This is a genomic window from Bradyrhizobium sp. Crot121, from assembly GCF_059512385.1.
On record NZ_JCAMOR010000001.1, the window covers coordinates 115,516 to 138,409 of the forward strand.

Sequence of the window (22,894 nt, forward strand, 5' to 3'; positions counted from 1 at the left end):
AATGAATATACTGGTCGTTGACGTGGGCGGCACCCACGTCAAGATCCTTGCCTCCCGCGAAAAAGTAAGGCGAGAAATTGACTCCGGGCCGACCCTGACGGCCCGGCAGATGGTATCGAGCGTCAAGAAACTCGCCGATGGCTGGGAATATGACTTCGTCTCGATTGGCTATCCGGGCCCGGTTGTGCACGACCGGCCTGTGGCGGAACCTCACAATCTCGGAAAAGGCTGGATGGGCTTCGACTTTACTGCGGCATTCAAACTGCCGACGAAAGTCATCAACGATGCGGCGATGCAGGCGCTCGGCAGCTACGGGGGCGGCAAAATGTTGTTCCTCGGGCTCGGAACGGGACTCGGCTCGGCGATGGTCATCGATGGCATCGTGCAGCCGATGGAGCTTGGGCACTTACCCTACAAGAAGCGGATCTATGAGGACTATGTCGGCGCCCGCGCGCTGGAGGAGTTCGGCAAGAAAGCATGGCGGAAGCACGTCGAAGATGTCGTTGAATATCTGATTGCGGCACTCCAACCGGAGGACGTCGTGCTGGGCGGCGGCAACGCCAAACTGTTGAAAGAACTGCCGCCATTGTGCCGGCTTGGGGATAATGCCAACGCATTCAAGGGTGGCTTCCGAATGTGGGAAGGCCCGCCAAAGGGAAAGATCACTCGCTCGCGCAAACAAACTGCGCAAGCCGCCATAGCGCGTTAACAGGAGCGATGAATGGCAACGGCCACGAAAACGGTCACCGAGCTTCCCGCCTGGAAGGACCTGTCCGCCCATTTTCAGAAGATCGGCCGCCTGCATCTGCGCGAGCTCTTTGCTCAAGACCCTAAACGCGGCGAGCGTTTGACGGTCGAAACAGCCGGGCTCTACCTCGACTACTCGAAGAACCGGATTACCGATGACACGCTAGCTCTGCTGTTGCAACTGGCCGAACAGTCCGGGCTCCGCGCGCGGATCGATGCGATGTTCGGAGGCCAGAAGATCAACGTTTCCGAGAAGCGGGCCGTCCTGCATGTCGCGCTCCGCGCGCCGAACGGCCAATCGATCCTGGTTGATGGCGAGGACGTTGTACCGCAGGTCCATTCGGTGCTCGACCGCATGGCCGACTTTTCCGATCGCGTACGCGGCGGTGCGTGGCGCGGCCACACCGGCAAGCCAATCCGCAACATCGTCAACATCGGCATCGGCGGCTCCGATCTGGGGCCGGTGATGGCCTACGAGGCGCTCAAGCATTACAGCGACCGCGCGATGACGTTCCGGTTCGTCTCCAACGTGGACGGCACCGATTTCGCGGAAGCGACCCACGATCTCGATCCGGCCGAGACTCTGTTCATTATCTCTTCCAAGACTTTCACTACACTGGAGACCATGACCAACGCCAGGAGCGCGCGCGATTGGTCGCTCGCGGGACTTGGGGGAGACGAGAAGTCGGTCGCGAAGCATTTCGTCGCGGTGTCGACCAACGCGAAGGAAGTGACGAAGTTCGGCATCGATATCGCCAACATGTTCGGCTTCTGGGACTGGGTTGGCGGACGGTACTCCATGGACTCCGCGATCGGACTCTCGACGATGCTTGCCATCGGCCCGGACAACTTTCGCGCCATGCTCGGCGGCTTCCATGAGATGGATGAGCATTTCCGCACCGCGCCGTTCGAGCGTAACCTGCCGGTGCTGATGGGGCTGCTCGCCATCTGGTATAATAACTTCTTCGGCGCGCAGACGGTGGCGGTGCTGCCCTACGAACAATACCTGAAACGGTTTCCGGCATATCTCCAGCAGTTGACGATGGAGAGCAACGGCAAGCACGTCACGCTCGAGGGCAATCCTCTCAACTACAACACCGGTCCGATTTATTGGGGCGAGCCTGGGACCAACGGCCAGCATTCGTTCTATCAGCTCATCCATCAGGGCACCCGTCTCATTCCTTGCGACTTCATCGCGTTTCACAAGACACTCAACCATCTTGGAGAGCAGCACGACATGCTGCTCGCGAACGTCTTTGCTCAGGGCGAAGCGCTCGCATTTGGCAAGACGGCTGACGAAGTAAGGCGGGAGGGGTCTGCCGATTGGCTCGTTCCGCATCGCGTGTTCGAAGGAAACAGGCCGTCGACTACGATTCTGCTGGAACGGCTAACACCCGCGGCTCTCGGCAAACTCGTCGCGCTGTACGAGCACAACGTCTTCACGCAGGGCGCAATTTGGCAGATCGATTCATTCGACCAATGGGGCGTCGAACTCGGCAAGGTGCTGGCGCAACGCATCATCCCGGAACTCACCAATGAAGCCGAACCCAAATTCGGACACGACAGCTCGACCAACACATTGATCCGCCGACATCGCACGTTCAGGGAGAAGTCGCACTAAATACTGATCTCGACACGCCAGGATACCTGCGCACCCGGGGGGAAGTCACACCGCGAAAAAAAGAGGAGCCACTCATGCAACTCGGGATGATCGGTCTCGGCCGAATGGGCGCCAATATGGTGCGAAGACTTGTTCGACATGGTCACCAATGTGTCGTCTTCGACATGTCGCCGAACGCCGTTGCAGAACTGGTGAAAGAGAAGGCGACGGGAAGCGCCTCTCTGGCGGATTTCGTGGCGAAGCTCGAAAAGCCGCGCGCGATCTGGTTGATGGTTCCGGCGGCAGTCGTAGATAGATCGATCGGTGATCTGCTGCCGCTGCTCGAAGCCGGCGACATTCTGATTGACGGCGGCAACTCCTACTACATCGATGACATCAGGCGTTCCAAGGAGTTGGCGCACAACAGCATCCATTATGTCGATGTCGGCACCAGCGGCGGCGTGTGGGGTCTCGAGCGCGGCTACTGCATGATGATCGGCGGCCCTGACGAGGCCGTGCAGCGGCTGGATCCGATCTTCAAGACCCTCGCTCCCGGTCTCGGCGAAATCCCGCGCACCCCGGGACGAGAGCGCGCCTCCGCAGGCACCTCCGAGCAAGGCTATCTCCACTGCGGGCAGAGCGGCGCCGGTCATTTCGTCAAGATGGTCCATAATGGTATCGAGTACGGGCTGATGGCGGCGTATGCCGAGGGGCTCGCTATCCTGCGCGCAGCGAACATCGGCAAGCACGCGCACGCGGCGGACGCCGAAACAACACCGCTTCGCATTCCCGAGCACTACCAATACGACCTGAAGCTACCCGACATCGCAGAGGTGTGGCGGCGCGGCAGCGTGATAGCCTCGTGGCTTCTCGATTTGACAGCAACCGCGTTGCTGGAAGATCCGGCTCTGTCCAAATTCGCTGGGCGCGTCTCCGACTCCGGCGAAGGACGCTGGACTATTGCAGCAGCGATCGACGAAGCAGTCCCCGCCCCGGTCCTGACGACGGCGCTATACGAGCGTTTCAGCTCTCGCGGCGAGGCCGATTTCCAGAACAAGCTGCTTTCGGCGATGCGCTACGAGTTCGGTGGACACTTGGAAAAGGCGGCCAATGAGAGACCGAGATAGCCATGAGCGAACCTAAATCCGACGCATTGGTGTTTTTCGGCGCGACCGGCGATCTTGCCTACAAGAAGATCTTTCCGTCGTTGCAAGCGATGCTGAAACGGGGCCACCTCGATGTGCCTGTCATCGGCGTCGCAAAGGCCGGCTGGACACTCGACCAGCTCAAGGCCCGAGTACGAGACAGCCTTGAAAAGCACGGCGGCCTCGACGCCGCTGCGTTTGACAAGCTGGCCGGTCTTTTGCGTTACGTAGACGGCGACTACGCCGATCCGACTACGTTCGATGCCCTTCGCAAGCAGCTCGGTTCGGCACAGCGGCCAGCACACTATCTGGCGATCCCACCGGCGTTGTTTGCAACCGTAGTGGAACGGCTCGACACTGCCGATTGCACCAACGGCGCGCGCGTCATTGTGGAGAAGCCATTCGGGCATGATCTCGCCTCCGCACGCAACCTCAACAGGATTCTGCTCGCCAGATTCGACGAAGATCACATCTTCCGCATAGACCACTATCTCGGAAAACGACCTGTTCACAACATGGTCTTCTTTCGCTTCGCTAACGCGTTCCTGGAGTCGTTCTGGGACCGCAAGTTCGTGAGCAGCGTGCAGATCACGATGGCGGAGAATTTCGGCGTGCAGGGTCGTGGCGCGTTCTATGATCAAACTGGCACAATTCGCGACGTGATCCAGAATCATCTGTTTCAGGTGTTGGCCAATCTGGCGATGGAACCGCCAGCCCGATCCGACAGCGAATCCTTGCGCGACGAGAAGGTCAAGGTCTTGAGATCAATTCCGCCGATCGTTGAGAACGAGCTGGTGCGCGGACAGTTTCACGGCTACCGGCAGGAGCCTGGCGTTGCTCCGGACTCGCAAGTGGAGACGTTCGCTGCGTTGCGGCTGGAGATCGACTCCTGGCGCTGGCAGGGAGTGCCATTTTATATCCGTGCCGGAAAATCGCTTCCGGTGACTTGCACGGAAGTGATCGTACGCCTTCGTGAGGCGCCGCGGATCTTTCCCCATTGCGCCGCGATACCCAATTATTTGCGGTTTCGCATCAATCCCGACATGGCCATTGCCCTTGGCACGATGGTGATGGACGAGGATGACCGAGAGGTCGGCGAGCCGGTTGAATTGTTGGCGAGCCGGCGCCCAGGCCCAGAGGAAATGGATGCGTATGAACGCGTGCTCGGCGACGCCATGAATGGCGACCGAACGCTGTTTGCACGACAGGACTATGTCGAAGAAGCATGGCGGATCGTCGATCCGGTCTTGAAGAAGGCGACTCCCGTCTACGAATATCAAGCCGGAAGCTGGGGGCCTCACGAAGTGGACAAGAATGTCACCCCCCCGGGCGGCTGGCACAACCCAACGGTAGCGTAACGCAGAGAGTGAGGAATGAAGATCGAAGTGCTCCTCGATCCCCGGCTCTGTTGCTTGATGACGGCAGCCTATCGCTGACGATGCACGTACACGGCTGCCGCGCGCAGGCGGCCTGTAATCGACACCCGCGGGAGGAAATCAGCCATGACAGACGCCGAACTCGACCAGCTCGCGATCAACACCATTCGCACACTGTCGATTGACGCGGTCCAGGCCGCCAACTCGGGCCATCCCGGCACACCAATGGCGATTGCGCCGCTCGTCTATACGCTCTGGAACCGAGTCATGCGCTTCGACCCGCAAGATCCGATCTGGCCCGGCCGTGATCGCTTCGTGCTGTCGAACGGCCACGCATCGATGCTACTGTGGTCAGTGCTCTACCTTACCCGTACACAGGCCGTGAATGCTGAGTACGAGACGTTGGGCAGGCCTGCTGTCACCCTCGACGATATCCGGCGCTTTCGTCAGTTCGGAAGTCATGCGCCAGGGCATCCCGAATACCACTTGGTATCCGGCGTGGAGACGACTTCCGGCCCGCTCGGACAAGGCATTGCGACCAGCGTCGGGATGGCAATCGCGCAGCGCTGGCTCGCTGCGCGCTACAACAAGCCGGATTTTGCCATCTTCGATTACGACATCTATGCCGTATGCGGAGACGGATGCCTGATGGAGGGCGTTGGCTCTGAAGCGGCATCGCTCGCCGGCCACCTCGGCCTCGATAATCTGTGCTGGATCTACGACAACAACCACATCACGATAGAAGGCAGCACGCGGCTGGCGTTCACCGAAGATGTAGCCGTTCGTTTCACCGGCTATGGCTGGAATATCCTTCACGTTAATGACGCCAACGACATTGCCGGCATTGAACAGGCCCTGGCAACGTTTCGCGATACGAAAGGCCGACCGACGCTGGTGATACTCAACAGCCATATCGGATATGGCTCGCCACACCGCCACGATACGGCCGCGGCGCATGGCGAGCCGCTCGGCGTTGAAGAAGTCAAACTCACCAAACGCGCCTATGGCTGGCCCGAAGACTCGAATTTCCTGGTGCCTGACGGCGTTCTCGAACACTTCGCCGCCGGCGTCGGTGAGCGAGGCGGCGAGGCGCACCGCAAATGGCAAGCTCTGTTCACTGATTACCGCTCGAAGTATGCCCCGCTGGCGACCGAGATTGATCAGATGCAACGCCGCGAGCTTCCGGCAGGCTGGGACCGCAACCTGCCGTCATTCCCGGCAGATCTGAAGGGGCTCGCGGGGCGTGAGGCGTCGGGAAAGGTCCTGAACGTTCTGGCGCAAAACGTTGCCTGGTTGATTGGCGGTTCGGCAGATCTGGGTCCATCGACCAAGACGCTGCTAACCTTTGAAGGCGCAGGCGATGTTCAGGCCGCCACACCGGGCGGCAAGAACTTCCATTTCGGCATCCGCGAACACGCGATGGCTGCAATTCTCAACGGTCTGGCACTCTCGAAGCTGCGGCCGTTCGGCGCGACCTTTCTGATTTTCAGCGACTACGCCCGGCCCGCGATACGACTGGCGGCGCTAATGGAACTACCCGTGATCTTTGCTTTTACCCATGATGCCATGGGCGATGGCGAAGACGGCCCAACGCATCAACCAATCGAGCAACTCGCTTCAATGCGGGCAATGCCGGGTATGACGCTGTTCCGGCCGGGTGATGCCAACGAAGTGGTGGAAGTCTATCGCTACGTCATGCAGCTTCGTCATCGGCCAGCCTTGCTGGTTCTGTCTCGTCAACCGTTACCGACCCTCGATCGCAGCAAATATGCATCGGCATCCGGGACATCGCGAGGCGCCTACGTGCTTGCCGACGCCGCTGACGGCAAGCCGGACATCATCTTGATTGCTACCGGCAGCGAGTTGAGTCTCGCGGCCGAGGCTCATGAGAGACTTAGCTCGGATGGTATCCGCTCGCGCGTGGTCTCGATGCCTTCCTGGGATGTCTTCGAACGCGAGACGCAGGAATACCGCGACGCCCTCTTGCCGCCGGAGGTCACGACCCGCCTCGCAATCGAGCAGGCGTCAACGTTCGGTTGGGAGCGTTACGTTGGCCCGACCGGTCGGGTCATCGGCATGCACACTTTCGGCGCCTCCGCCCCGCTGAAGGCCCTGCAGCAGGAGTTCGGATTCACCGTCGATAACGTTGTGACGACGGCCAAGGCGCTCTTGCGGCCTGCAAAAGCCACATAGCCATGAATATCCTTGAGGAGCGAAAGCCGCTATCGGCGGAGCACGCGCGGCTTCAAGATTCGTCGCCGGACACGCCTGGCAACTGGAAAACGATCGGGCCATACGTCAGCGAGCGCGCCTGGGGTACCGTGCGCGAAGACTACAGTGCCGACGGACAGGCCTGGCAATACTTCCCATACGAACACGCGCGCTCGCGCGCCTATCGGTGGAACGAGGACGGTCTTGCCGGCCTTTGCGATCGAGCGCAGCGCCTGTGTTTTGCTCTTGCCTTTTGGAATGGACGTGACCCCTTCCTGAAGGAACGCATCTTCGGTCTCGCTGGTCCAGAAGGAAATCACGGCGAAGACGCCAAGGAGTACTGGTGGTACATCGACGCAACACCGACCAGTTCATGGCTTCGTTGGCGTTACTACTATCCCCAGGCAGAGTTTCCCTACGCGTTGCTTCGGCAGGAGAACGCAAGACGCAACAAGGACGAGGTCGAATTTGAACTCGTGGATACCGGCATTTTCGAAGGGGACCGTTACTGGCAGATCGCGGCGGATTACGCCAAGGCGTCACCTGATGACATATGCATGCGCATCAGCGTTCGTAACGCGGGACCCGATCCGGCTGAGCTTCACGTGCTTCCGACTCTGTGGTTCCGCAACCGCTGGTCATGGGAGGCCGGCGTCGCGCGGCCGATGATCCGGGCGACTGCTGAAACTGGCAACGTCGGCGCGATCGCTGAAGAAGAACTGCTGGGTCGCTGGCGCTTCACTGCCGGGACGGATCCGGCGGGAAAGCCGCCACGGCTGCTGTTCTGTGAGAACGAAACCAATGCCCGGTACCTGTATGATATCACCGCCGAGCAGACGCCGTATCCAAAGGACGGCATCAACGACCACGTCCTTCACGGTGCGGCAACGGTAAATCCTGCCAAGCAGGGTACAAAAATGGCCTGCTGGTATCGCCTCGAAGTCGCTGCCGGCGAAACTGTCGAGCTCAGGCTTCGCCTCGCACGTGATGGGCACGGCCAGACCGCGAGCCTCGGGGCAGACTTCGAGCGGATCCACGCCGACCGGAGCCGCGAAGCTGACGAATACTATAAAGCGCTGACCCCTGACGGCGCGAGCGAGGACGAGGCCGCAGTCATGCGGCAGGCGTTCGCCGGAATGCTGTGGGGCCAGCAGTTCTACCACTACGACGTCGCGCGCTGGCTCGACGGCGACATCATACGTCCGCCCGAGGCACGCGCGTCAGGTCGCAACGCGGGCTGGCGCCATCTCAACAACCACGACATCATCGCCATGCCCGACAAATGGGAGTATCCGTGGTATGCCTCATGGGACCTCGCCTTCCATTGCGTGGTGCTGGCGCACATCGACCCCTCAGCAGCGAAGCATCAATTGCTGCTGCTGACGCGCGAATGGTACATGCACGCGAACGGCCAATTGCCGGCGTATGAATGGAATTTTGGAGATGTGAATCCGCCAGTTCAGGCGTGGGCCACGCTTGCAGTGTTCCGGATCGATGGCGGCACCGACTTCGATTTTCTGGCTCGCACTTTTCAAAAGCTCCTGATCAACTTCACCTGGTGGGTAAATCGAGAAGACGCATGTGGCGACAACGTGTTCGAGGGCGGCTTTCTCGGACTCGACAATATCGGCCCGTTCGACCGCTCGCAGATGCTTCCCGACGGCGACGTCCTGGAGCAGTCGGATGGCACCGCCTGGATGGCCAAGTTCTGTCTCAACATGCTGGAGATGGCTCTGCTGCTTGCCAACCATCAGCCTAGCTACGAAGACGTCGCGGTAAAGTTCTTCGAGCATTTCGCTCTCATCGGCGCCGCCATGAGCAAGCTCTGGGACGACCAAGACGGCTTTTTCTACGATCGACTTCGCAAGCGCGACGGCTCGACTTTCACGGTGCGCGCGCGTTCCATGGTGGGATTGTTGCCAATCTTTGCGGCCGTACAGCTCGATGCGGCGCTGTGGGAACGACTGCCGATGTTTCGCAAGCGCGCGCTCTGGTACATCGAGAACAAGCCGGGCCTTGCAGAATTTCTGCACATGTCGCCGGCCAATGAACGCCCTCGGCTGATCTCGCTGGTAGGCAAGTCGCGGATGAAGCGGATCCTCGCGTGTATGCTCGACGAGTCGGAGTTTCTGTCGTCTTACGGGCTGCGATCGCTGTCGCGTTACCACCGCGAACATCCGCTTATCGTCAACATGGACGGACATGTCGCTCGTCTCGACTACGAGCCGGGTGAATCTCGGACCGGACTGTTCGGCGGCAATTCGAACTGGCGCGGACCGATTTGGTTCCCGCTCAATTTTCTCGCGATCGAGTCGCTACGACATCTTCATACCAGCCTCGGCGAAGACTTTACCGTTGAACTGCCGACAGGATCAGGCAGGCAGGCAAGCCTCGAGCAAGTGGCCGAAGAACTCGAGCGTCGACTGCTCAAATTGTTTCTCCGGAACGCAGAAGGCCAGCGACCAGCGCTGGGACTAAATCCCCGCTTCCGGCGCGGCGGGCCTTGGTGCGATTTATTGCTCTTCTACGAGTATTTTCATGGCGACACCGGCGAGGGCTTTGGCGCCTCGCATCAGACCGGCTGGACCGCTCTCGCCGGCGCGCTGGTGGCTAATCGGCGTTTGCGAAATGATAGGGACGCCTGCAGATGGCGCAATATTTCACTTTGTTCATCACCTACGTCGAGCGCGAGTCAGGAGGCATAAGTTTCCTAATGTGGGGTTCGGTCACAGCGTGCTTCGTGGGTCGATGCGATGGAACTTCCTTCGCTCCTCTTCGGTCAGATTGCGCTGCTGCTCTTCCGTCGGGCGCCGTTGCCCTTCGTCGTTATCCTCACCACCGAAGCCCCATGAAGTCTTCTTGCGGCTCGAACAAGGCGCGTCCGGCAGCACCGACCTTGCGCCAGACACGCTTTGTCTCGACAAAGGCGGCTTCGCTGTTGCCCGTGGCGCCGCCAATGGCCCCACTATGGCTACATACCGACACAAATCCATACAATACATGGATTTTTTTAGTTTAGCGTGACGCCAGTTTGGTTGGCTAGGGTCTTCGGATTGGGTTCTTGATCGCAGCGTCGGCGCGGGAGTTCACGCGCCGTTCACGGACTGCTGATCGGGGCGACGGAACCGGACGTATCGCGGTTCCGTTGAGGGCGGGGGCCAACTTGGGAGAACCATCCGATGCGTAAACTGATTATCGCCGCCACCGCACTGGCGTTTGTTTCGTCGGCCGCTTCAGCACAGACCACCGACAAGTCCGGCGGCACCACTGGCCCCGCGGCGCAGAGCGACAATGCGAGCAAGGATGATGCGTCGAAAATGGCGCCGAAGAAGAGCTCGAAGAAGGTGGCCAAGAAGTCGTCGAAGAAATCCGGCGAAGACACGATGCATCAGTAAGACAGGATTCATGGGGATCAAGGCCGTCCTTCGGGGCGGCCTTTTTTGATGTGCCTCGTCGCTGTGCTCACCGTCCTTGCGTCCGGATTTCCCCTGAATTGCAGGCCACTGCACGCGCCGGGAGGAACATTTCCCTTAGTGTCGAATTACCGGCTGAAGACCTGCGGGCATGGACGGGTGATGCTGAACCTCTTTGACGATTCGGAAGAAGAAGCAGAGATCGAAAAGATCCTGGCGCATCACACCGCGATCAGCGCCGACGCCGACGAGCAGCAGTTTCGCGATGTGCTTCAGGCGCTGCCCGCCGCGATCTACACGACGGATGCAGACGGTCGCATCACCTTCTTCAACCACGCTTGCATCGAGTTCGCCGGCCGTGTGCCTGCCATCGGCGACATGTGGTGCGTGAGCTGGAAGCTGTTCCGCACGGACGGCACGCCGCTTGCGCATGAGGAATGCCCGATGGCGATCGCGCTTCGTGAGAACCGCCCGGTGCGCAACGTGGAAGCAATCGCCGAACGGCCCGATGGCTCGCGCATCTGTTTCATGCCCTACCCCACGCCCTTGCGCGACGCTGACGGCCGGCTGATCGGCGCCGTCAACATGCTGGTCGATACCACCATGCGCAAGCAGGCCGAGGAGCGCATGATGCGGCTCGCTTGGGAGGTCGATCATCGCGCCAACAATCTGCTGGCGGTGATCCAGGCGATCCTGCGCCTGACCAAGGCCGATACTGCGGAGGAGTTCCAGGCGGTCTTCCAGGGGCGCCTCAGCGCGCTCGCCAATGTGCAGCGGCTGTTCTCGGTGTCGCGCTGGACCGGCGCCAACATCCGCGCGATCATCGAACAGGAGCTCAAGCCCTATGCGGTGGACGACTCGAGACGGGTCGCGATAGACGGCGGCGATTTGAGGCTGACGGCCACGCTGGCGCAGGCGATCGCGGTCTCCGTGCATGAGCTCGCCACCAACGCCGCCAAATATGGCTCGCTCTCCAGCCCCTCGGGAAAGATCGCCGTCAGTTGGCGGACCGATAACGCCAACCTTTCGCTGCGCTGGCAGGAGAGCGGCGGACCAAGAGTGGCCGAGCCCACCCGCACCGGATTTGGCGTCGACGCCGTCGACGGCGTGGTCCGCACCTTGAGCGGCACCATCACCCGGCAGTGGAAGCCGGAAGGCCTGATCTGCGAATTCTGCTTCCCGGATATCGCGGCGTAGCGAGCAGCCCCTTACATCTGCACCTCGATCAGCCTCGGTCCCGGCTCGGCGATCGCCTCCGCGAGCGCCTTGTTGAACTCGTCGGCCGTGGTGACCGCGCGGCCGGGCACGCCCATGCCCTTGGCGAGCGAGACGAAGTCGATGGTCGGCCGGTCGATCTTCAGCATGTCCTGCGCGCGCTTACCCGGCTCGCCGGCGCCGACGCCGTCGAACTCGCCGCGCAGGATCTGGTAGATGCGATTGGCGAACACAATGGTGACGACGTTGAGGTTCTCGCGGGCCTGCGTCCACAGCGCCTGGATCGTGTACATCGAAGAGCCGTCGCCGACCATGCAGATCACCTTGCGATCGGGAGCGGCCACCGCGGCGCCGGTCGCAACCGGCGGCGAGAAGCCGATCGAGCCGCCCATGTTCTGCAGCCAGTCATGCGGCGCGGCGGCCGCCGTCGGCGGGAAGAAGCCGCGGCCGGTGGTGATGGATTCATCGACCACGATGGCGTTCTCCGGAATCGCGCACGCGATCGCCTGCGCGATCGAGGCAAACGTCAGCGCGCCAGTCGGCTTCGCAAGCTCGACAAGCTTCTGCGGCTTGACGTCCTGCGGCTTGGCCCCGAGCGCGCCAGCCAGCGCCTCCAGCGCCGCCACCGAATTCTCCCCGCCCGAGGTCATGCGGTGCACCTCGCACCCCTCCGGCTTCAGAAGGCTCGGCTTGTTCGGATAGGCGAAGAAGGCGACGGGGTCGTTGGCCTCGACCAGCACGATGTTCTTGAAGTCCTTGAGGATCGGCAGCGCCTGCTCGATCACGTAAGGAATGCGGTCGATCAGGAAGCGACCCCTGCCGCGGGCCATTTTCGGATTGTAGGTCTGACCCATCACCTTGCAGCCGGTCTTGCCGGCGATCTGCTGGGCCAGCGCCAGCCCGTGCTCGCTCAGCGCACCGCCGGTCAGCAGCAACAGGTTCCGCGAGCCGCCTTCGCGCAGGATCTTGGCCGCCGCTTCCACCGCCTGTGCCGAATAGTTCGGCCGCTGGCTTTCGGCCGGGACCTGGGCGATACCGTCAGCCTCGTTCCAGGCGGTGTCGGCCGGCAGGATCAGGGTCGCGATCTGCGGCGGCGTGCTCTTGGCGGCGGCAATCGCGGCGGCGCCATCGGCGGCGACCGACTTGGCGTCCGGCGAGGTCCTGACCCAGGCCGACATCGGCCGCGCCAGGCCCTCGATGTCGGAGGTCAGCGGCGCGTTATACGCGATGTGGTAGGTCGCGTGCTGGCCGACGATGTTGACGATGCCGGAATTCGCCTTCTTGGCGTTGTGCAGGTTGGCAAGGCCGTTGGCGAGACCCGGGCCGAGATGCAGCAGCGTCGAAGCGGGTGTTTCCTTGATACGGAAATAACCGTCGGCCGCCCCCGTCACCACGCCCTCGAACAGGCCGAGCACGCAGCGCATGCCCTCGACCCTGTCAAGCGCGGCGACGAAATGCATCTCGGAGGTGCCGGGATTGGTGAAGCAGACGTCGACGCCGCCCGCGACCAATGTCCGTACCAGACTTTCCGCACCATTCATGTCTCGCTCCCGCATTCCCGCGCTGTTTTGTTGGCCCAAGTAATGTTGTGTTGGCCCAAGTCGACTATCTCAAGCCCGGCGTTCCGAGCCCAGATCAACCATTGTTCGCCCGTTTCGTCAAAGGTTTAGCGGGACATTGCTGCCATCGTTTCTGATGTGTTGCCTTTTTTAACCGCGGTGCCCGAAAATCCGTCGCTCACGGCGGCGTGGGTTGCGCATTCGAACAACTTATGGCCTCACTTTCATGAGGCTGGAAATAACGCGAGGAAGGCAATGACACGGGGCAGGGTTTTGCTGGCGGCGGCGCTCTTGATGCTGGGAGGCGCCGGTCAGGCGCAGGCCCAATTCTTCGACACCCGCGACATCATGGGCGGCGGCCCCAGCTTCTTCGGCACCGGCGCGAGCCCGATCCAACGGACGACCGTGATGTACCCGAGCCGTTATGCGCCGGGCACGGTCGTCATCAACACCGCCGAGCGACGGCTTTATCTCGTCCTCAATGACGGCCAGGCGCTGCGTTATGGCATCGGGGTCGGCCGCGACGGCTTCCGCTGGGGCGGAACCCATCGCATCACCGCCAAGAAGGAATGGCCGAGCTGGACGCCGCCGGCGCAGATGCTGCGGCGCCGTCCCGACTTGCCGCGCCACATGGCCGGCGGCGTCGAAAATCCGCTCGGCGCCCGCGCGCTGTATCTCGGCTCGACGCTCTACCGCATCCACGGCTCGAACGAGCCGGAGACAATCGGACAGGCGGTATCGTCGGGCTGCTTCCGCATGACCAACGAGGATGTGGTGGATCTCTATAGCCGCGTTTCCGTGGGCACCACCGTCGTCGTCAAGAATTAGGACGGTGCGGGAACCAGCGCTGCCATGCGCAAGCAAGCTTGCGCGCGCACGGTGATTGCGGCAGCGTTATAGCGATGTGCACGCTTCACCGTATCCTGGCTATCCTCGTCCTCGCAATCGCCCCGGCCGCGATCATGCCCGGCCTCGTTGCGCCGTCGGCATGGTCGGGCGAGAACCCATCGATCGCCGCGCGCCAGCGCAACGAGAAGAAAGCCTTCACCGATAGCGAGATCATCGAAGGCTTCATGAAGACGGCGTTCGGCGCCGAGTACCACCTCGCCGGCCGCGTCGACCGCATCCGCAAATATGACTCCCCGATCAGGGTGTTCGCCGACGGCACCCGCGCCGACCGCAAGGCGCAGCTCGCAAAGATCGTCGGCGATGTCGCCGCCAAGGTCCAGCACCTCGACATCGCCATGACCGAGAGCAGCGAGATCGCCAATGTGAGGGTGAAGCTGGTGCGCGACCGCGATCTCTATCGCACCATCACGACCTTCTATGGCAGCGAGCGCGCGAAAGAAATCCGCTCCTCGCTCGACCCGCAATGCCTGAGCGGCTTTCGCAAGAACGACAATTTCGAGATCGAGCATTCCGACGTGATCCTCACGGTCGATAACGGCGACTTCGTCTTCTTCGATTGCGCCTATGAGGAACTGCTGCAGTCGCTCGGCCCGATCAACGATACCTCGAGCGTGCCCTGGACCATGTTCAACGACAACGTCTCGATGGGCTATTTCGACATCTACGACCAGTACATCCTCAACCTGCTCTACGATCCCCGCATCAAGGCCGGCATGACCGTGCAGGACGTCAAGGCCTTGCTGCCCGACGTCCTCGCCGACGTCCGCGCCTGGGTGAAGAAGGTGAACAATCTGCCGGAGTGAGGGGGTGCTTCCCTTCTCCCCTTGTGGGAGAAGGTGGCGCGCATGCAATGCGCGACGGATGAGGGGTTGTCTCGGCGGGCGACGGTGCGCGTGGAGAAAGACCCCTCACCCATGTGCGCTCTTGGCTAGCGACGGAGTAGCCCTCTCCCACAAGGGGAGAGGGCGCACCAATTGACAGCGCCGTGCCTACCATCCAGCGCAGTGCTCGCGATGGTGGGCACGCTTCGCTTTGCCCACCCTACGGCGTCGCGGAAAGTTCTGATTCAATTTTCAAACAGCAATTCCGTAGGATGGGTAGAGCGAAGCGAAACCCATCGCGATGGAGCAAGCCGCACGCATGATGGGTTTCGCTTCGCTCTACCCATCCTAGGTGTGACTCAGCGGATGTGAGTTCGCGTTCTCGCGGCGCATTGCGTCCGAGCTTTGCTGCACTTTCCACCCTCTCATTCAATAGAGGGCGCAGGGAAAGCCGGGTGCCGGTTGCACCCGTGGGTCCCGTGCAACAAAAAGCACGGGGGTAGGACCACAGGTTCAACCGAAGCATTCCGGCTTTCCCTGCGCGATGGTTTACGGCTTACTTCGTGCTCTCCTCGGTGACCGGGCTTTCTTGCCACCGTCGTCCGCGGCAGCTCTTGCTGCTCGCGTACTTAGCGCCAGCGTCGGGGCGCCAGGACCACACGACTTCGCCGTCCGCTGATGCTGCGTTCGTCGTTCGCAACATCTGCGTCCACCGCATCTCACCGCAACGTTCGTGACGATCGCGAGCCGCCCCTCTCTCGGGTGAGACGCGCGGAGTTAAATCACTGATTTGCCCGACGACGGAAGCGGAATGTTTTTTGCGCGAGGGCTGGACAGGGCAAATCACGTTGAGATCGCTCGCGAATTTTTCTCCACCGTCATTCCGGGGCGATGCGACAGCATCGAGCCCGGAATCCATTTCTCCGCCGACGCATGCGGCCCGATGGATTCCGGGCTCGCGCCAAGAGGCGCGCCCCGGAATGACGGCGAGTGTGGGACTGAAGCGTCAGAGCCTGGTGCCGGCGCTGCAGATCGACTTCAGCGCGCGCCACTCTCCCGCGGTCAACAATGGTGGGCCGCTGGCGGGGCGGTTTTCGCGGGTCATACGGGCGAGGCGGTCTTCGGTCATGGGGTGGCTTGCGATCAGCGACAGGCCCCTGTCGCCTTCCTTGCCGGTGATGCGGAACATCAATTCTCCCATCGGCTTGGTCGGCCGGCCGAGCCGGTGCATGGTCTCGATCGCGAAGCTGTCGGCGTTCTGTTCGGCTTCGCGGGAATGCGATGCGTTCACCAGCGTCCGCGAGCCGAAGATCACCGCGCCGGAGCCGGTGATGTCGCCGAACAAGAGGCCGATCAGGAACGAGGTGCCGCCATTGTGGATCATGCCGCGCAGGCCGTCGCGATGCTGGAGATGGCCGAGCTCGTGGGCGAGGATGCCCGCGAGCTCATCGACATTTTCGGCTTTCGCGAGCAGCCCATCCAACACATAGACCCTGCCGCCCGGCAACGCGAAGGCGTTCGGAATCGAGGTCGAGAGCACGCCCGATTGCAGCGACGTGTCCATGCCAGCGGATTCGCGCAGCGTGTTGACGAGTTTTTCAAACGCGCGCTGGCCGGCGGGGTTGCCGCACGACTTGCCGTCGAACACCATCTTCACCTGGCTGTCGGCGACTTCGCCGAGCCGCCGCTCGAACGCGACAGGCACCAGAGCCGCCAGCCGGTCGGCGGCAAGCGGCACGCCGAACAGCACGACCAGGACGATCGACACGGTCGCCGCCAGCGACCAGCCGACGATGCTCGCAACGCCGCGGCCGCCGAGCACATGCTCGTCAAGCTTTTCGCAGCGCGCGACGAACTCGGCCGCGAGCGCGGCATCGCGGATCTCGAGCCGCGCCAGCGCGGCCGCAGAGATGCAGGCGAGCCGCAGCTTGCCGGACGGACCGTCGGCGCGGCGGATATCCGCATAGGGCCAGGCGGCGATCCGCTGTCCGTCCTCCTCGATCTCGAGCACGTCGGCGAGTCGCAGCGTGACCGCGTGCCGCTTGCTCGACGTGCCGTCGAAATAGAAGGCGGAGCTAAGTCCACTGTCGATCGCCCCGCTCATGGGTCAAAAGCCCCCGACGTCGAGACCGTCGGCGAAGCCCTCGCCGAGCGCGTTGGCGAGCTCACCTCGGGCGGAGACATTGGCCGTCGCGTCGATGCCATGGACGATCGTCGACCCCAGCACCTTCACCCAGAGATCGCGCATCAGATAGACGCGGATCACGACATTGATGGCGAGCGCGAACAGGAGATAGCCAACGCCCAGGAGCACCAGGAACGGAATGCTCCCGGTAAATTCCTGGCTCGCGAGGAATTCCTTGAGCGGCGTTGCGCTCACGCTGGCGACCAGCACCGCGGATAGCGCGAGCCAGGCCGCAAACACGAGGCCGAGCACGACAATCCAGCCGATCACTTTCCAATAAAGCCCGATCAGCGCGCCGCGCTTCAGCGTCGACTCGAGCCGCACGCCGCCGAAGCGGAGGCCGGACAACCACCATCGCCATTCGACCGCTTTGTAGGCACCGTAGATGAAGGGCGCGAGCGGCACGATGCAGACTGCCACCGGCACCAACAGCCAGAGCCACCAGCCGCGCTTGAAGAACTCCCAGCCGCGCCCCTCGAAGCTGCCCTGCAGGTCGCCATAGTAGGAATGGCGCATCTTGTAGCGCTCGAGCGCCGCGACGCGCCACGGCAGGGCGAGGCCGAGGGTGACGATCACCGCGGGTCCCCACAACGCCGAGAGCCCGGCATAGGCCCAGCCGGAGCCGCTCATCCAGAATCGCACGCCGCGCCACACCGTCCGCGTCAGGCGGTAGCGGCGCGCGCGAAAGATCGCGAACTGTCCGAACAGATAGAAGAACGCCACCAGCGGAATGCTGGCGAAAGCCTGGGCGCGCTCGGCCTCGAGGCCGACCAAGAAATAAGCGAGGTAAACCGGCACCAGGATCGCGAGCGCGACCAGGAAGCCGATCAGAAGCTCCTTGCCGCGGCCGGTATATTCTGCGGCGTCGCCTTCGATCTCGGTGTTGGACCAGAGATGACGGCGCATGTCGGTCGCCAGCCAGAACCGGTAGAAGCCGAGCGTGACGAATTCGAGCCCGGCGCCGCGCTTGACCAGGTCGAAGAATTCGCGGCGACTGCCCGTGAAGGCCACCGGTATCGGCGGCGGGACAGGCAGGGGCGGCGGCTGCGGCGGCCCAATCGGGGTCCAGCTCATCTCGTGCACGGGGATCAACTCCAGGCGGTCTCTGCGGATCGCACAAAACCACAGATTTATCAAAGGAAGGTGATCGAGATATTCGCGCAGGAGTCGAGTGTAAAGTGAATGACGTGCCGTGCAGATGACGGAGGTATCCGGTGCCCGTCATTCCGGGGCGTCCGAAGGACGAGCTATGATGTGCAATTGCAGATCAGAGAATCCATCGAGCCACACATCGCCCTGTCATTCCGGGGCGCGACGTAGTCGCGAGCCCGGAATCCATTTCGCCATTTGTGCAGGCGGAGAAATGGATTCCGGGTTCGACGCTTCGCGTCGCCCCGGAATGACAAGTGGAGAGAATGCCGCTACGCGGTCTTGTCGAACAGTTCGCGGCCGATCAGCATGCGGCGGATTTCGCTGGTGCCGGCGCCGATCTCGTAGAGCTTGGCGTCGCGCAGCAGGCGGCCGGTCGGATAGTCGTTGATGTAGCCATTGCCGCCGAGGAGCTGGATGGCGTCGAGCGCGCATTGCGTCGCCTTCTCGGCGGCGTAGAGGATCGCGCCGGCGGCGTCCTCGCGCGTGGTCTCGCCGCGGTCGCAGGCTTTCGCCACCGCATAGACATAGGCCCGCGAGGCGTTCATCGTGGTATAGATGTCGGCGACCTTGCCCTGCACGAGCTGGAAAGTGCCGATCGGCTGGCCGAACTGCTTGCGCTCGTGCACATAGGGCATCACCACGTCCATGCAGGCCTGCATGATGCCAATCGGGCCGGCCGCCAGCACCGCGCGCTCATAGTCGAGGCCGCTCATCAGCACGTTGACCCCGCGGCCGACCTCGCTGAGCACGTTCTCCTCCGGCACCTCGCAATCCTCGAACACCAGCTCACACGTGTCGGAGCCGCGCATGCCGAGCTTGTCGAGCTTCTGCGCGGTGGAGAACCCCTTCATGCCCTTCTCGATGATAAAAGCGGTGATGCCGCGCGGACCGCCGTTCGGATCGGTCTTGGCATAGACCACCAGCGTCTCGGCGACAGGACCGTTGGTGATCCACATCTTGTTGCCGTTGAGCACGAACCGATCACCCTTCTTCTCCGCACGGGTCTTCATCGAGACCACATCGCTTCCGGCGCTCGGCTCGGACATTGCGAGCGAGCCGACATGCTCACCCGAGATCAGCTTCGGCAGATATTTCCGCTTCTGCGCCTCGTTGCCGTTGCGGCGGATCTGGTTGACGCAGAGGTTGGAATGGGCGCCGTAGGACAGGCCGACGGACGCGGAGGCACGCGAGATCTCCTCCAGCGCGATGCAGTGCTCGAGATAGCCGAGGCCTGTTCCGCCATATTCCTCCTCGACGGTGATGCCGTGCAGCCCGAGCGCGCCGATCTTCGGCCAGAGGTCGCGCGGGAATTGGTTGGTGCGGTCGATCTCGGCCGCGCGTGGGGCGATCTCGTTGCTCGCGAAATCGTACACGGTCTCGCGGATCGCATCCGCGGTCTCGCCCAGGTCGAAATTGAACATCCGTTGCGCGTTGGGAATCATGGCGAGCGGCCTCCAGAATGGCTTGTTGCCCTAGGCTTATTCGCTGCCGGGCGGCTTGTCACGGGGAGGTTTCTTCTTCCGCTCCCCGCACCGCCGTCATTCCGGGGCGACGCGAAGCGTCGAGCCCGGAATCCATTTCTCCGCACGTATATGCGGCCCAATGGATTCCGGGTTCGTCCTTCGGACGCCCCGGAATGACGAGGGCGGTAGGTACCTTCCCTCTCCCCGCAGGCGCGGCTCGGTGGAAGCCGATGCGGCCAAATGTGCCAAACTCGCCCTTGCCCTGCGCGGCGTGACGGGTTGTAATCCGCCAAAAATGCGCCCGACGGAACAACCGGACCGGGACGATCCAAGGAGATACGCCATGCACGGGACGGTCGATCGTATCAAGAGCGAAACCCAGGAGGCCGCCCGCGAGCGGGCTTATGCGATCCCGCTGGATCAATTCGACCCCAGCGCTCCCGAACTGTTCCGGACCGATTCGTTCTGGCCCTATTTCGACCGGCTACGCCGGGAGGAGCCGGTGCACTATTGCCGGGACAGCCTGTTCGGGCCCTATTGGTCGGTGACCAAGTATAACGACATCATGGAGATCGAGACCAACCATTCGGTGTTCTCCTCGGCCGCCTCGCTCGGCGGCATCACCATCCGCGACATCGCCCCGGATCTGCGCCGCGAAAGCTTCATCGCAATGGATCAGCCGCGGCACTCGGCGCAACGGCGGACCGTGGCGCCGATGTTCACGCCGACCCATCTCGACGAGCTGGCGATCAACATCCGCAAGCGCTCGACCGAATGCCTCGACAACCTACCGCGCGGCGACGTGTTCGACTGGGTCGACAGGGTCTCGATCGAATTGACCACGCAGATGCTGGCGGTGCTGTTCGATTTCCCCTGGGAGGACCGGCGCAAGCTGACGCGCTGGTCGGACGTCGCCACCACCCTTCCGGGCGCCGGCGGGCTGGTCGCGACCGAGGACGAGAGGCAGGCAGAGCTGATGGAATGCGCCAGCTATTTCTCGCGGCTGTGGAAGGAACGGATCGACCAGCCGCCGAAGAGTGACCTGCTCTCGATGATGGCGCACAGCCCGGCGACCCGCGACATGGATCCGAAGAACTTCCTCGGCAATCTGATCCTCTTGATCGTCGGCGGCAACGACACCACGCGCAACACGCTTTCCGGCAGCATCTATGCGCTGAACCGGAATCCGGACCAGTATCGCAAGCTGAAGCAGAACCCTGACTTGATCGACAGCTTCGTGCCGGAGGTGATCCGCTGGCAGACGCCGCTGGCGCATATGCGCCGCACTGCGCTTGCCGACATCGAGTTCCATGGCAAGCAGATCCGGAAGGGTGACAAGGTCGTGATGTGGTACGTCTCGGGCAACCGCGACGAAGATGTGATCGAACGTCCCTACGAGTTCATCATTGATCGCGCCCGTCCCCGCACTCACATTTCGTTTGGCTTCGGCATCCATCGCTGCGTCGGCCTCAGACTTGCCGAATTGCAGTTGAAGATCATCTGGGAAGAGATCCTGAAGCGCTTCGACACGATCGAGGTGGTGGAGGAGCCGAAGCGCGTGTATTCGAGCTTCATCAAGGGATATGAGACGCTGCCGGTCCGCATCGCGGACTAGAGCGTTTTCGAGCGAAGTGGACACCGGTTCGCGTGAAGAAAACGCGTCAAAACGAGAATCTAGAGCTTCGGTTCTGATTCCATCAGAACCGAAATGCTCTAGCGCTTTTGGGAGTTGATAACCATGAACGTGCAGACTTCGGTCAGGGTCGACAGGAACGAGCTGATGCGCCTGGCGCGCGAGGAGGCCTATTCGACGCCGCTGAAGAATTTCCACCCGGGCGCGCCAAGGCTGTTCCAGAACGACACGTGGCAGCCGTGGTTCGAGCGGCTGCGCAAAGAAGAGCCGGTGCATTACTGCACCAACGCGCCGATCGAGCCCTATTGGTCGGTTACGAAGTACAACGACATCATGCATGTCGACACCAACCACGGCATCTTCTCCTCTGATGCGACGCTTGGCGGCATCGGCATCCGCGACATGCCGGTCGGCTATGACTGGCCGAGCTTCATCGCGATGGACCAGCCGAAACACTCGGCGCAGCGCAAGACGGTGTCGCCGATGTTCACGCCGACGCATCTGGACGAACTTGCCAAGCTGATCCGCGAGCGGTCGCAACGGGTGCTGGACGGCCTGCCGCGCAACGAGACCTTCAACTTTGTCGAAAGGGTCTCGATCGAATTGACCACGCAGATGCTGGCGACGCTGTTCGACTTCCCCTGGGAGGAACGGCGCAAGCTGACGCGCTGGTCCGACGTCGCTACCGCTCTGCCCAAGAGCGGCATCGTCGACTCGCCGGAGCAGCGGCGGAAGGAAATGGACGAATGCTACGCCTATTTCGCCAAGCTCTGGAACGAGCGCGTCAACGCGCCGCCGCGCAACGATCTGTTGTCGATGATGGCGCATAGCGATGCGACGCGGCACATGGACCGCGACAACCTCATGGGCAACCTCATCCTGCTGATCGTCGGCGGCAACGACACCACGCGCAACACTATGACCGGCTCGGTGCTGGCGCTGAACGAAAACCCGGAGCAGTACGAGAAGCTCAGGCAAAACCCTGAATTGATCGACTCGATGGTGCCGGAAGTGATCCGCTGGCAGACGCCGCTCGCCCATATGCGGCGTACCGCTCTTGAAGATACCGAGCTCGGCGGCAAGACGATCAAAAAGGGCGACCGCGTCGTGATGTGGTATGTCTCGGGCAACCGCGACGAAGAGGTGATCGACCGCCCCAACGAGTTCATCATCGACCGACCGCGGCCGCGCACGCATCTGTCGTTCGGCTTCGGCATCCACCGCTGCGTCGGCATGCGGCTCGCCGAGCTGCAATTGAAGATCATCTGGCAGGAGATGCTGAAACGGTTCGACCGTATCGAGGTGGTCGGCGAGCCCCGGCGGATCTATTCCAGCTTCATCAAGGGATATGAGACGCTGCCGGTGCGGATTCCGGGGTGATCGTCATTGCGAGGAGCGAAGCGACGAAGCAATCCATGCTTCCACAAGTGGCGAGATGGATTGCTTCGCTTCGCTCGCAATGACG

General features: G+C 62.0%; 17 protein-coding genes. 12 read left to right on the forward strand and 5 right to left on the reverse strand.

Translation table 11 applies throughout. The annotated features are described in order from the left end of the window. The first annotated feature begins 1 nt into the window (after window position 1). From AC5ZGW_RS00510 to AC5ZGW_RS00535, 6 genes are all read left to right on the forward strand, one after another. The gene (locus tag AC5ZGW_RS00510; RefSeq protein ID WP_130228348.1) at window positions 2-709 is read left to right on the forward strand and encodes an ROK family protein; all 708 of its coding nucleotides are present in this window, start codon (window positions 2-4) and stop codon (window positions 707-709) included. Between the two features lie 12 nt (window positions 710-721). After that, window positions 722-2,368, forward strand: a complete 1,647-nt coding sequence (pgi, locus tag AC5ZGW_RS00515; RefSeq protein WP_130228347.1) for a glucose-6-phosphate isomerase — start codon at window positions 722-724, stop codon at window positions 2,366-2,368. A 74-nt stretch (window positions 2,369-2,442) separates the two neighbouring features. Continuing rightward, window positions 2,443-3,474 carry a phosphogluconate dehydrogenase (NAD(+)-dependent, decarboxylating) gene (gnd, locus tag AC5ZGW_RS00520; protein ID WP_130228346.1) on the forward strand — a complete coding sequence of 344 codons (1,032 nt, stop codon included), beginning with the start codon at window positions 2,443-2,445 and terminating at the stop codon, window positions 3,472-3,474. 2 nt (window positions 3,475-3,476) lie between these two features. After that, window positions 3,477-4,850, forward strand: a complete 1,374-nt coding sequence (gene zwf / locus AC5ZGW_RS00525; protein WP_130228345.1) for a glucose-6-phosphate dehydrogenase — start codon at window positions 3,477-3,479, stop codon at window positions 4,848-4,850. 144 nt (window positions 4,851-4,994) lie between these two features. Next, entirely contained in the window at window positions 4,995-7,061 is a 2,067-nt protein-coding gene (gene tkt, locus AC5ZGW_RS00530) for a transketolase (protein WP_130228344.1), read from the forward strand. A gap of 128 nt (window positions 7,062-7,189) precedes the next feature. Next, complete coding sequence (locus AC5ZGW_RS00535) at window positions 7,190-9,784, forward strand: MGH1-like glycoside hydrolase domain-containing protein (RefSeq protein ID WP_245474917.1); 2,595 nt, start codon at window positions 7,190-7,192, stop codon at window positions 9,782-9,784. A 21-nt stretch (window positions 9,785-9,805) separates the two neighbouring features. Here AC5ZGW_RS00535 and AC5ZGW_RS00540 read toward each other — a convergent pair whose 3' ends face one another. Next, on the reverse strand, window positions 9,806-9,988 hold the full coding sequence (locus AC5ZGW_RS00540) for a hypothetical protein (RefSeq protein ID WP_130228342.1): 183 nt from the start codon (window positions 9,986-9,988) through the stop codon (window positions 9,806-9,808). Between the two features lie 270 nt (window positions 9,989-10,258). Between AC5ZGW_RS00540 and AC5ZGW_RS00545 the strand changes: the two genes are divergently transcribed. Then, window positions 10,259-10,474, forward strand: coding sequence for a hypothetical protein (locus AC5ZGW_RS00545; protein ID WP_130228341.1), 216 nt, complete (start codon window positions 10,259-10,261; stop codon window positions 10,472-10,474). 180 nt (window positions 10,475-10,654) lie between these two features. Then, a complete protein-coding gene (locus AC5ZGW_RS00550) occupies window positions 10,655-11,689 on the forward strand; it encodes an HWE histidine kinase domain-containing protein (protein WP_474418688.1) in 1,035 nt (344 codons plus the stop codon). Window positions 11,690-11,700: 11 nt separating this feature from the next. Here AC5ZGW_RS00550 and AC5ZGW_RS00555 read toward each other — a convergent pair whose 3' ends face one another. Then, window positions 11,701-13,248 carry an acetolactate synthase large subunit gene (locus tag AC5ZGW_RS00555; protein ID WP_130228339.1) on the reverse strand — a complete coding sequence of 516 codons (1,548 nt, stop codon included), beginning with the start codon at window positions 13,246-13,248 and terminating at the stop codon, window positions 11,701-11,703. A 273-nt stretch (window positions 13,249-13,521) separates the two neighbouring features. Between AC5ZGW_RS00555 and AC5ZGW_RS00560 the strand changes: the two genes are divergently transcribed. Both AC5ZGW_RS00560 and AC5ZGW_RS00565 read left to right on the forward strand, forming a co-directional pair. Next, on the forward strand, window positions 13,522-14,094 hold the full coding sequence (locus AC5ZGW_RS00560; RefSeq protein ID WP_130228338.1) for a L,D-transpeptidase: 573 nt from the start codon (window positions 13,522-13,524) through the stop codon (window positions 14,092-14,094). A 134-nt stretch (window positions 14,095-14,228) separates the two neighbouring features. Then, window positions 14,229-14,978, forward strand: a complete 750-nt coding sequence (locus tag AC5ZGW_RS00565) for a DUF2927 domain-containing protein (RefSeq protein ID WP_245474919.1) — start codon at window positions 14,229-14,231, stop codon at window positions 14,976-14,978. A 1,024-nt stretch (window positions 14,979-16,002) separates the two neighbouring features. Here AC5ZGW_RS00565 and AC5ZGW_RS00570 read toward each other — a convergent pair. The 3 genes from AC5ZGW_RS00570 to AC5ZGW_RS00580 form a co-directional block, all read right to left on the reverse strand. After that, window positions 16,003-17,100 (reverse strand): M48 family metallopeptidase, encoded by a 1,098-nt coding sequence (locus AC5ZGW_RS00570; protein ID WP_130227247.1) that lies wholly within the window; start codon window positions 17,098-17,100, stop codon window positions 16,003-16,005. A 3-nt stretch (window positions 17,101-17,103) separates the two neighbouring features. Next, window positions 17,104-18,255, reverse strand: a complete 1,152-nt coding sequence (locus tag AC5ZGW_RS00575) for a DUF898 family protein (RefSeq protein ID WP_130227276.1) — start codon at window positions 18,253-18,255, stop codon at window positions 17,104-17,106. Window positions 18,256-18,602: 347 nt separating this feature from the next. Then, window positions 18,603-19,775 carry an isovaleryl-CoA dehydrogenase gene (locus tag AC5ZGW_RS00580; RefSeq protein WP_130227248.1) on the reverse strand — a complete coding sequence of 391 codons (1,173 nt, stop codon included), beginning with the start codon at window positions 19,773-19,775 and terminating at the stop codon, window positions 18,603-18,605. A gap of 364 nt (window positions 19,776-20,139) precedes the next feature. Between AC5ZGW_RS00580 and AC5ZGW_RS00585 the strand changes: the two genes are divergently transcribed. Next, window positions 20,140-21,411 (forward strand): cytochrome P450, encoded by a 1,272-nt coding sequence (locus tag AC5ZGW_RS00585; RefSeq protein ID WP_130227249.1) that lies wholly within the window; start codon window positions 20,140-20,142, stop codon window positions 21,409-21,411. Between the two features lie 123 nt (window positions 21,412-21,534). Continuing rightward, window positions 21,535-22,809 carry a cytochrome P450 gene (locus tag AC5ZGW_RS00590; protein ID WP_130227250.1) on the forward strand — a complete coding sequence of 425 codons (1,275 nt, stop codon included), beginning with the start codon at window positions 21,535-21,537 and terminating at the stop codon, window positions 22,807-22,809. Window positions 22,810-22,894: the final 85 nt, after the last annotated feature.

Excerpts from the sequence above, each read along its gene's own strand:
- AC5ZGW_RS00510 (WP_130228348.1), top strand. The coding sequence starts at position 2 with ATGAATATACTGGTCGTTGACGTGGGCGGCACCCACGTCAAGATCCTT.
- pgi (WP_130228347.1), top strand. The coding sequence starts at position 722 with ATGGCAACGGCCACGAAAACGGTCACCGAGCTTCCCGCCTGGAAGGAC.
- gnd (WP_130228346.1), top strand. The coding sequence starts at position 2,443 with ATGCAACTCGGGATGATCGGTCTCGGCCGAATGGGCGCCAATATGGTG.
- zwf (WP_130228345.1), top strand. The coding sequence starts at position 3,477 with ATGAGCGAACCTAAATCCGACGCATTGGTGTTTTTCGGCGCGACCGGC.
- tkt (WP_130228344.1), top strand. The coding sequence starts at position 4,995 with ATGACAGACGCCGAACTCGACCAGCTCGCGATCAACACCATTCGCACA.
- AC5ZGW_RS00545 (WP_130228341.1), top strand. The coding sequence starts at position 10,259 with ATGCGTAAACTGATTATCGCCGCCACCGCACTGGCGTTTGTTTCGTCG.
- AC5ZGW_RS00550 (WP_474418688.1), top strand. The coding sequence starts at position 10,655 with ATGCTGAACCTCTTTGACGATTCGGAAGAAGAAGCAGAGATCGAAAAG.
- AC5ZGW_RS00555 (WP_130228339.1), bottom strand. The coding sequence starts at position 13,248 with ATGAATGGTGCGGAAAGTCTGGTACGGACATTGGTCGCGGGCGGCGTC.
- AC5ZGW_RS00560 (WP_130228338.1), top strand. The coding sequence starts at position 13,522 with ATGACACGGGGCAGGGTTTTGCTGGCGGCGGCGCTCTTGATGCTGGGA.
- AC5ZGW_RS00565 (WP_245474919.1), top strand. The coding sequence starts at position 14,229 with ATGCCCGGCCTCGTTGCGCCGTCGGCATGGTCGGGCGAGAACCCATCG.
- AC5ZGW_RS00570 (WP_130227247.1), bottom strand. The coding sequence starts at position 17,100 with ATGAGCGGGGCGATCGACAGTGGACTTAGCTCCGCCTTCTATTTCGAC.
- AC5ZGW_RS00575 (WP_130227276.1), bottom strand. The coding sequence starts at position 18,255 with ATGAGCTGGACCCCGATTGGGCCGCCGCAGCCGCCGCCCCTGCCTGTC.
- AC5ZGW_RS00580 (WP_130227248.1), bottom strand. The coding sequence starts at position 19,775 with ATGATTCCCAACGCGCAACGGATGTTCAATTTCGACCTGGGCGAGACC.
- AC5ZGW_RS00585 (WP_130227249.1), top strand. The coding sequence starts at position 20,140 with ATGCACGGGACGGTCGATCGTATCAAGAGCGAAACCCAGGAGGCCGCC.
- AC5ZGW_RS00590 (WP_130227250.1), top strand. The coding sequence starts at position 21,535 with ATGAACGTGCAGACTTCGGTCAGGGTCGACAGGAACGAGCTGATGCGC.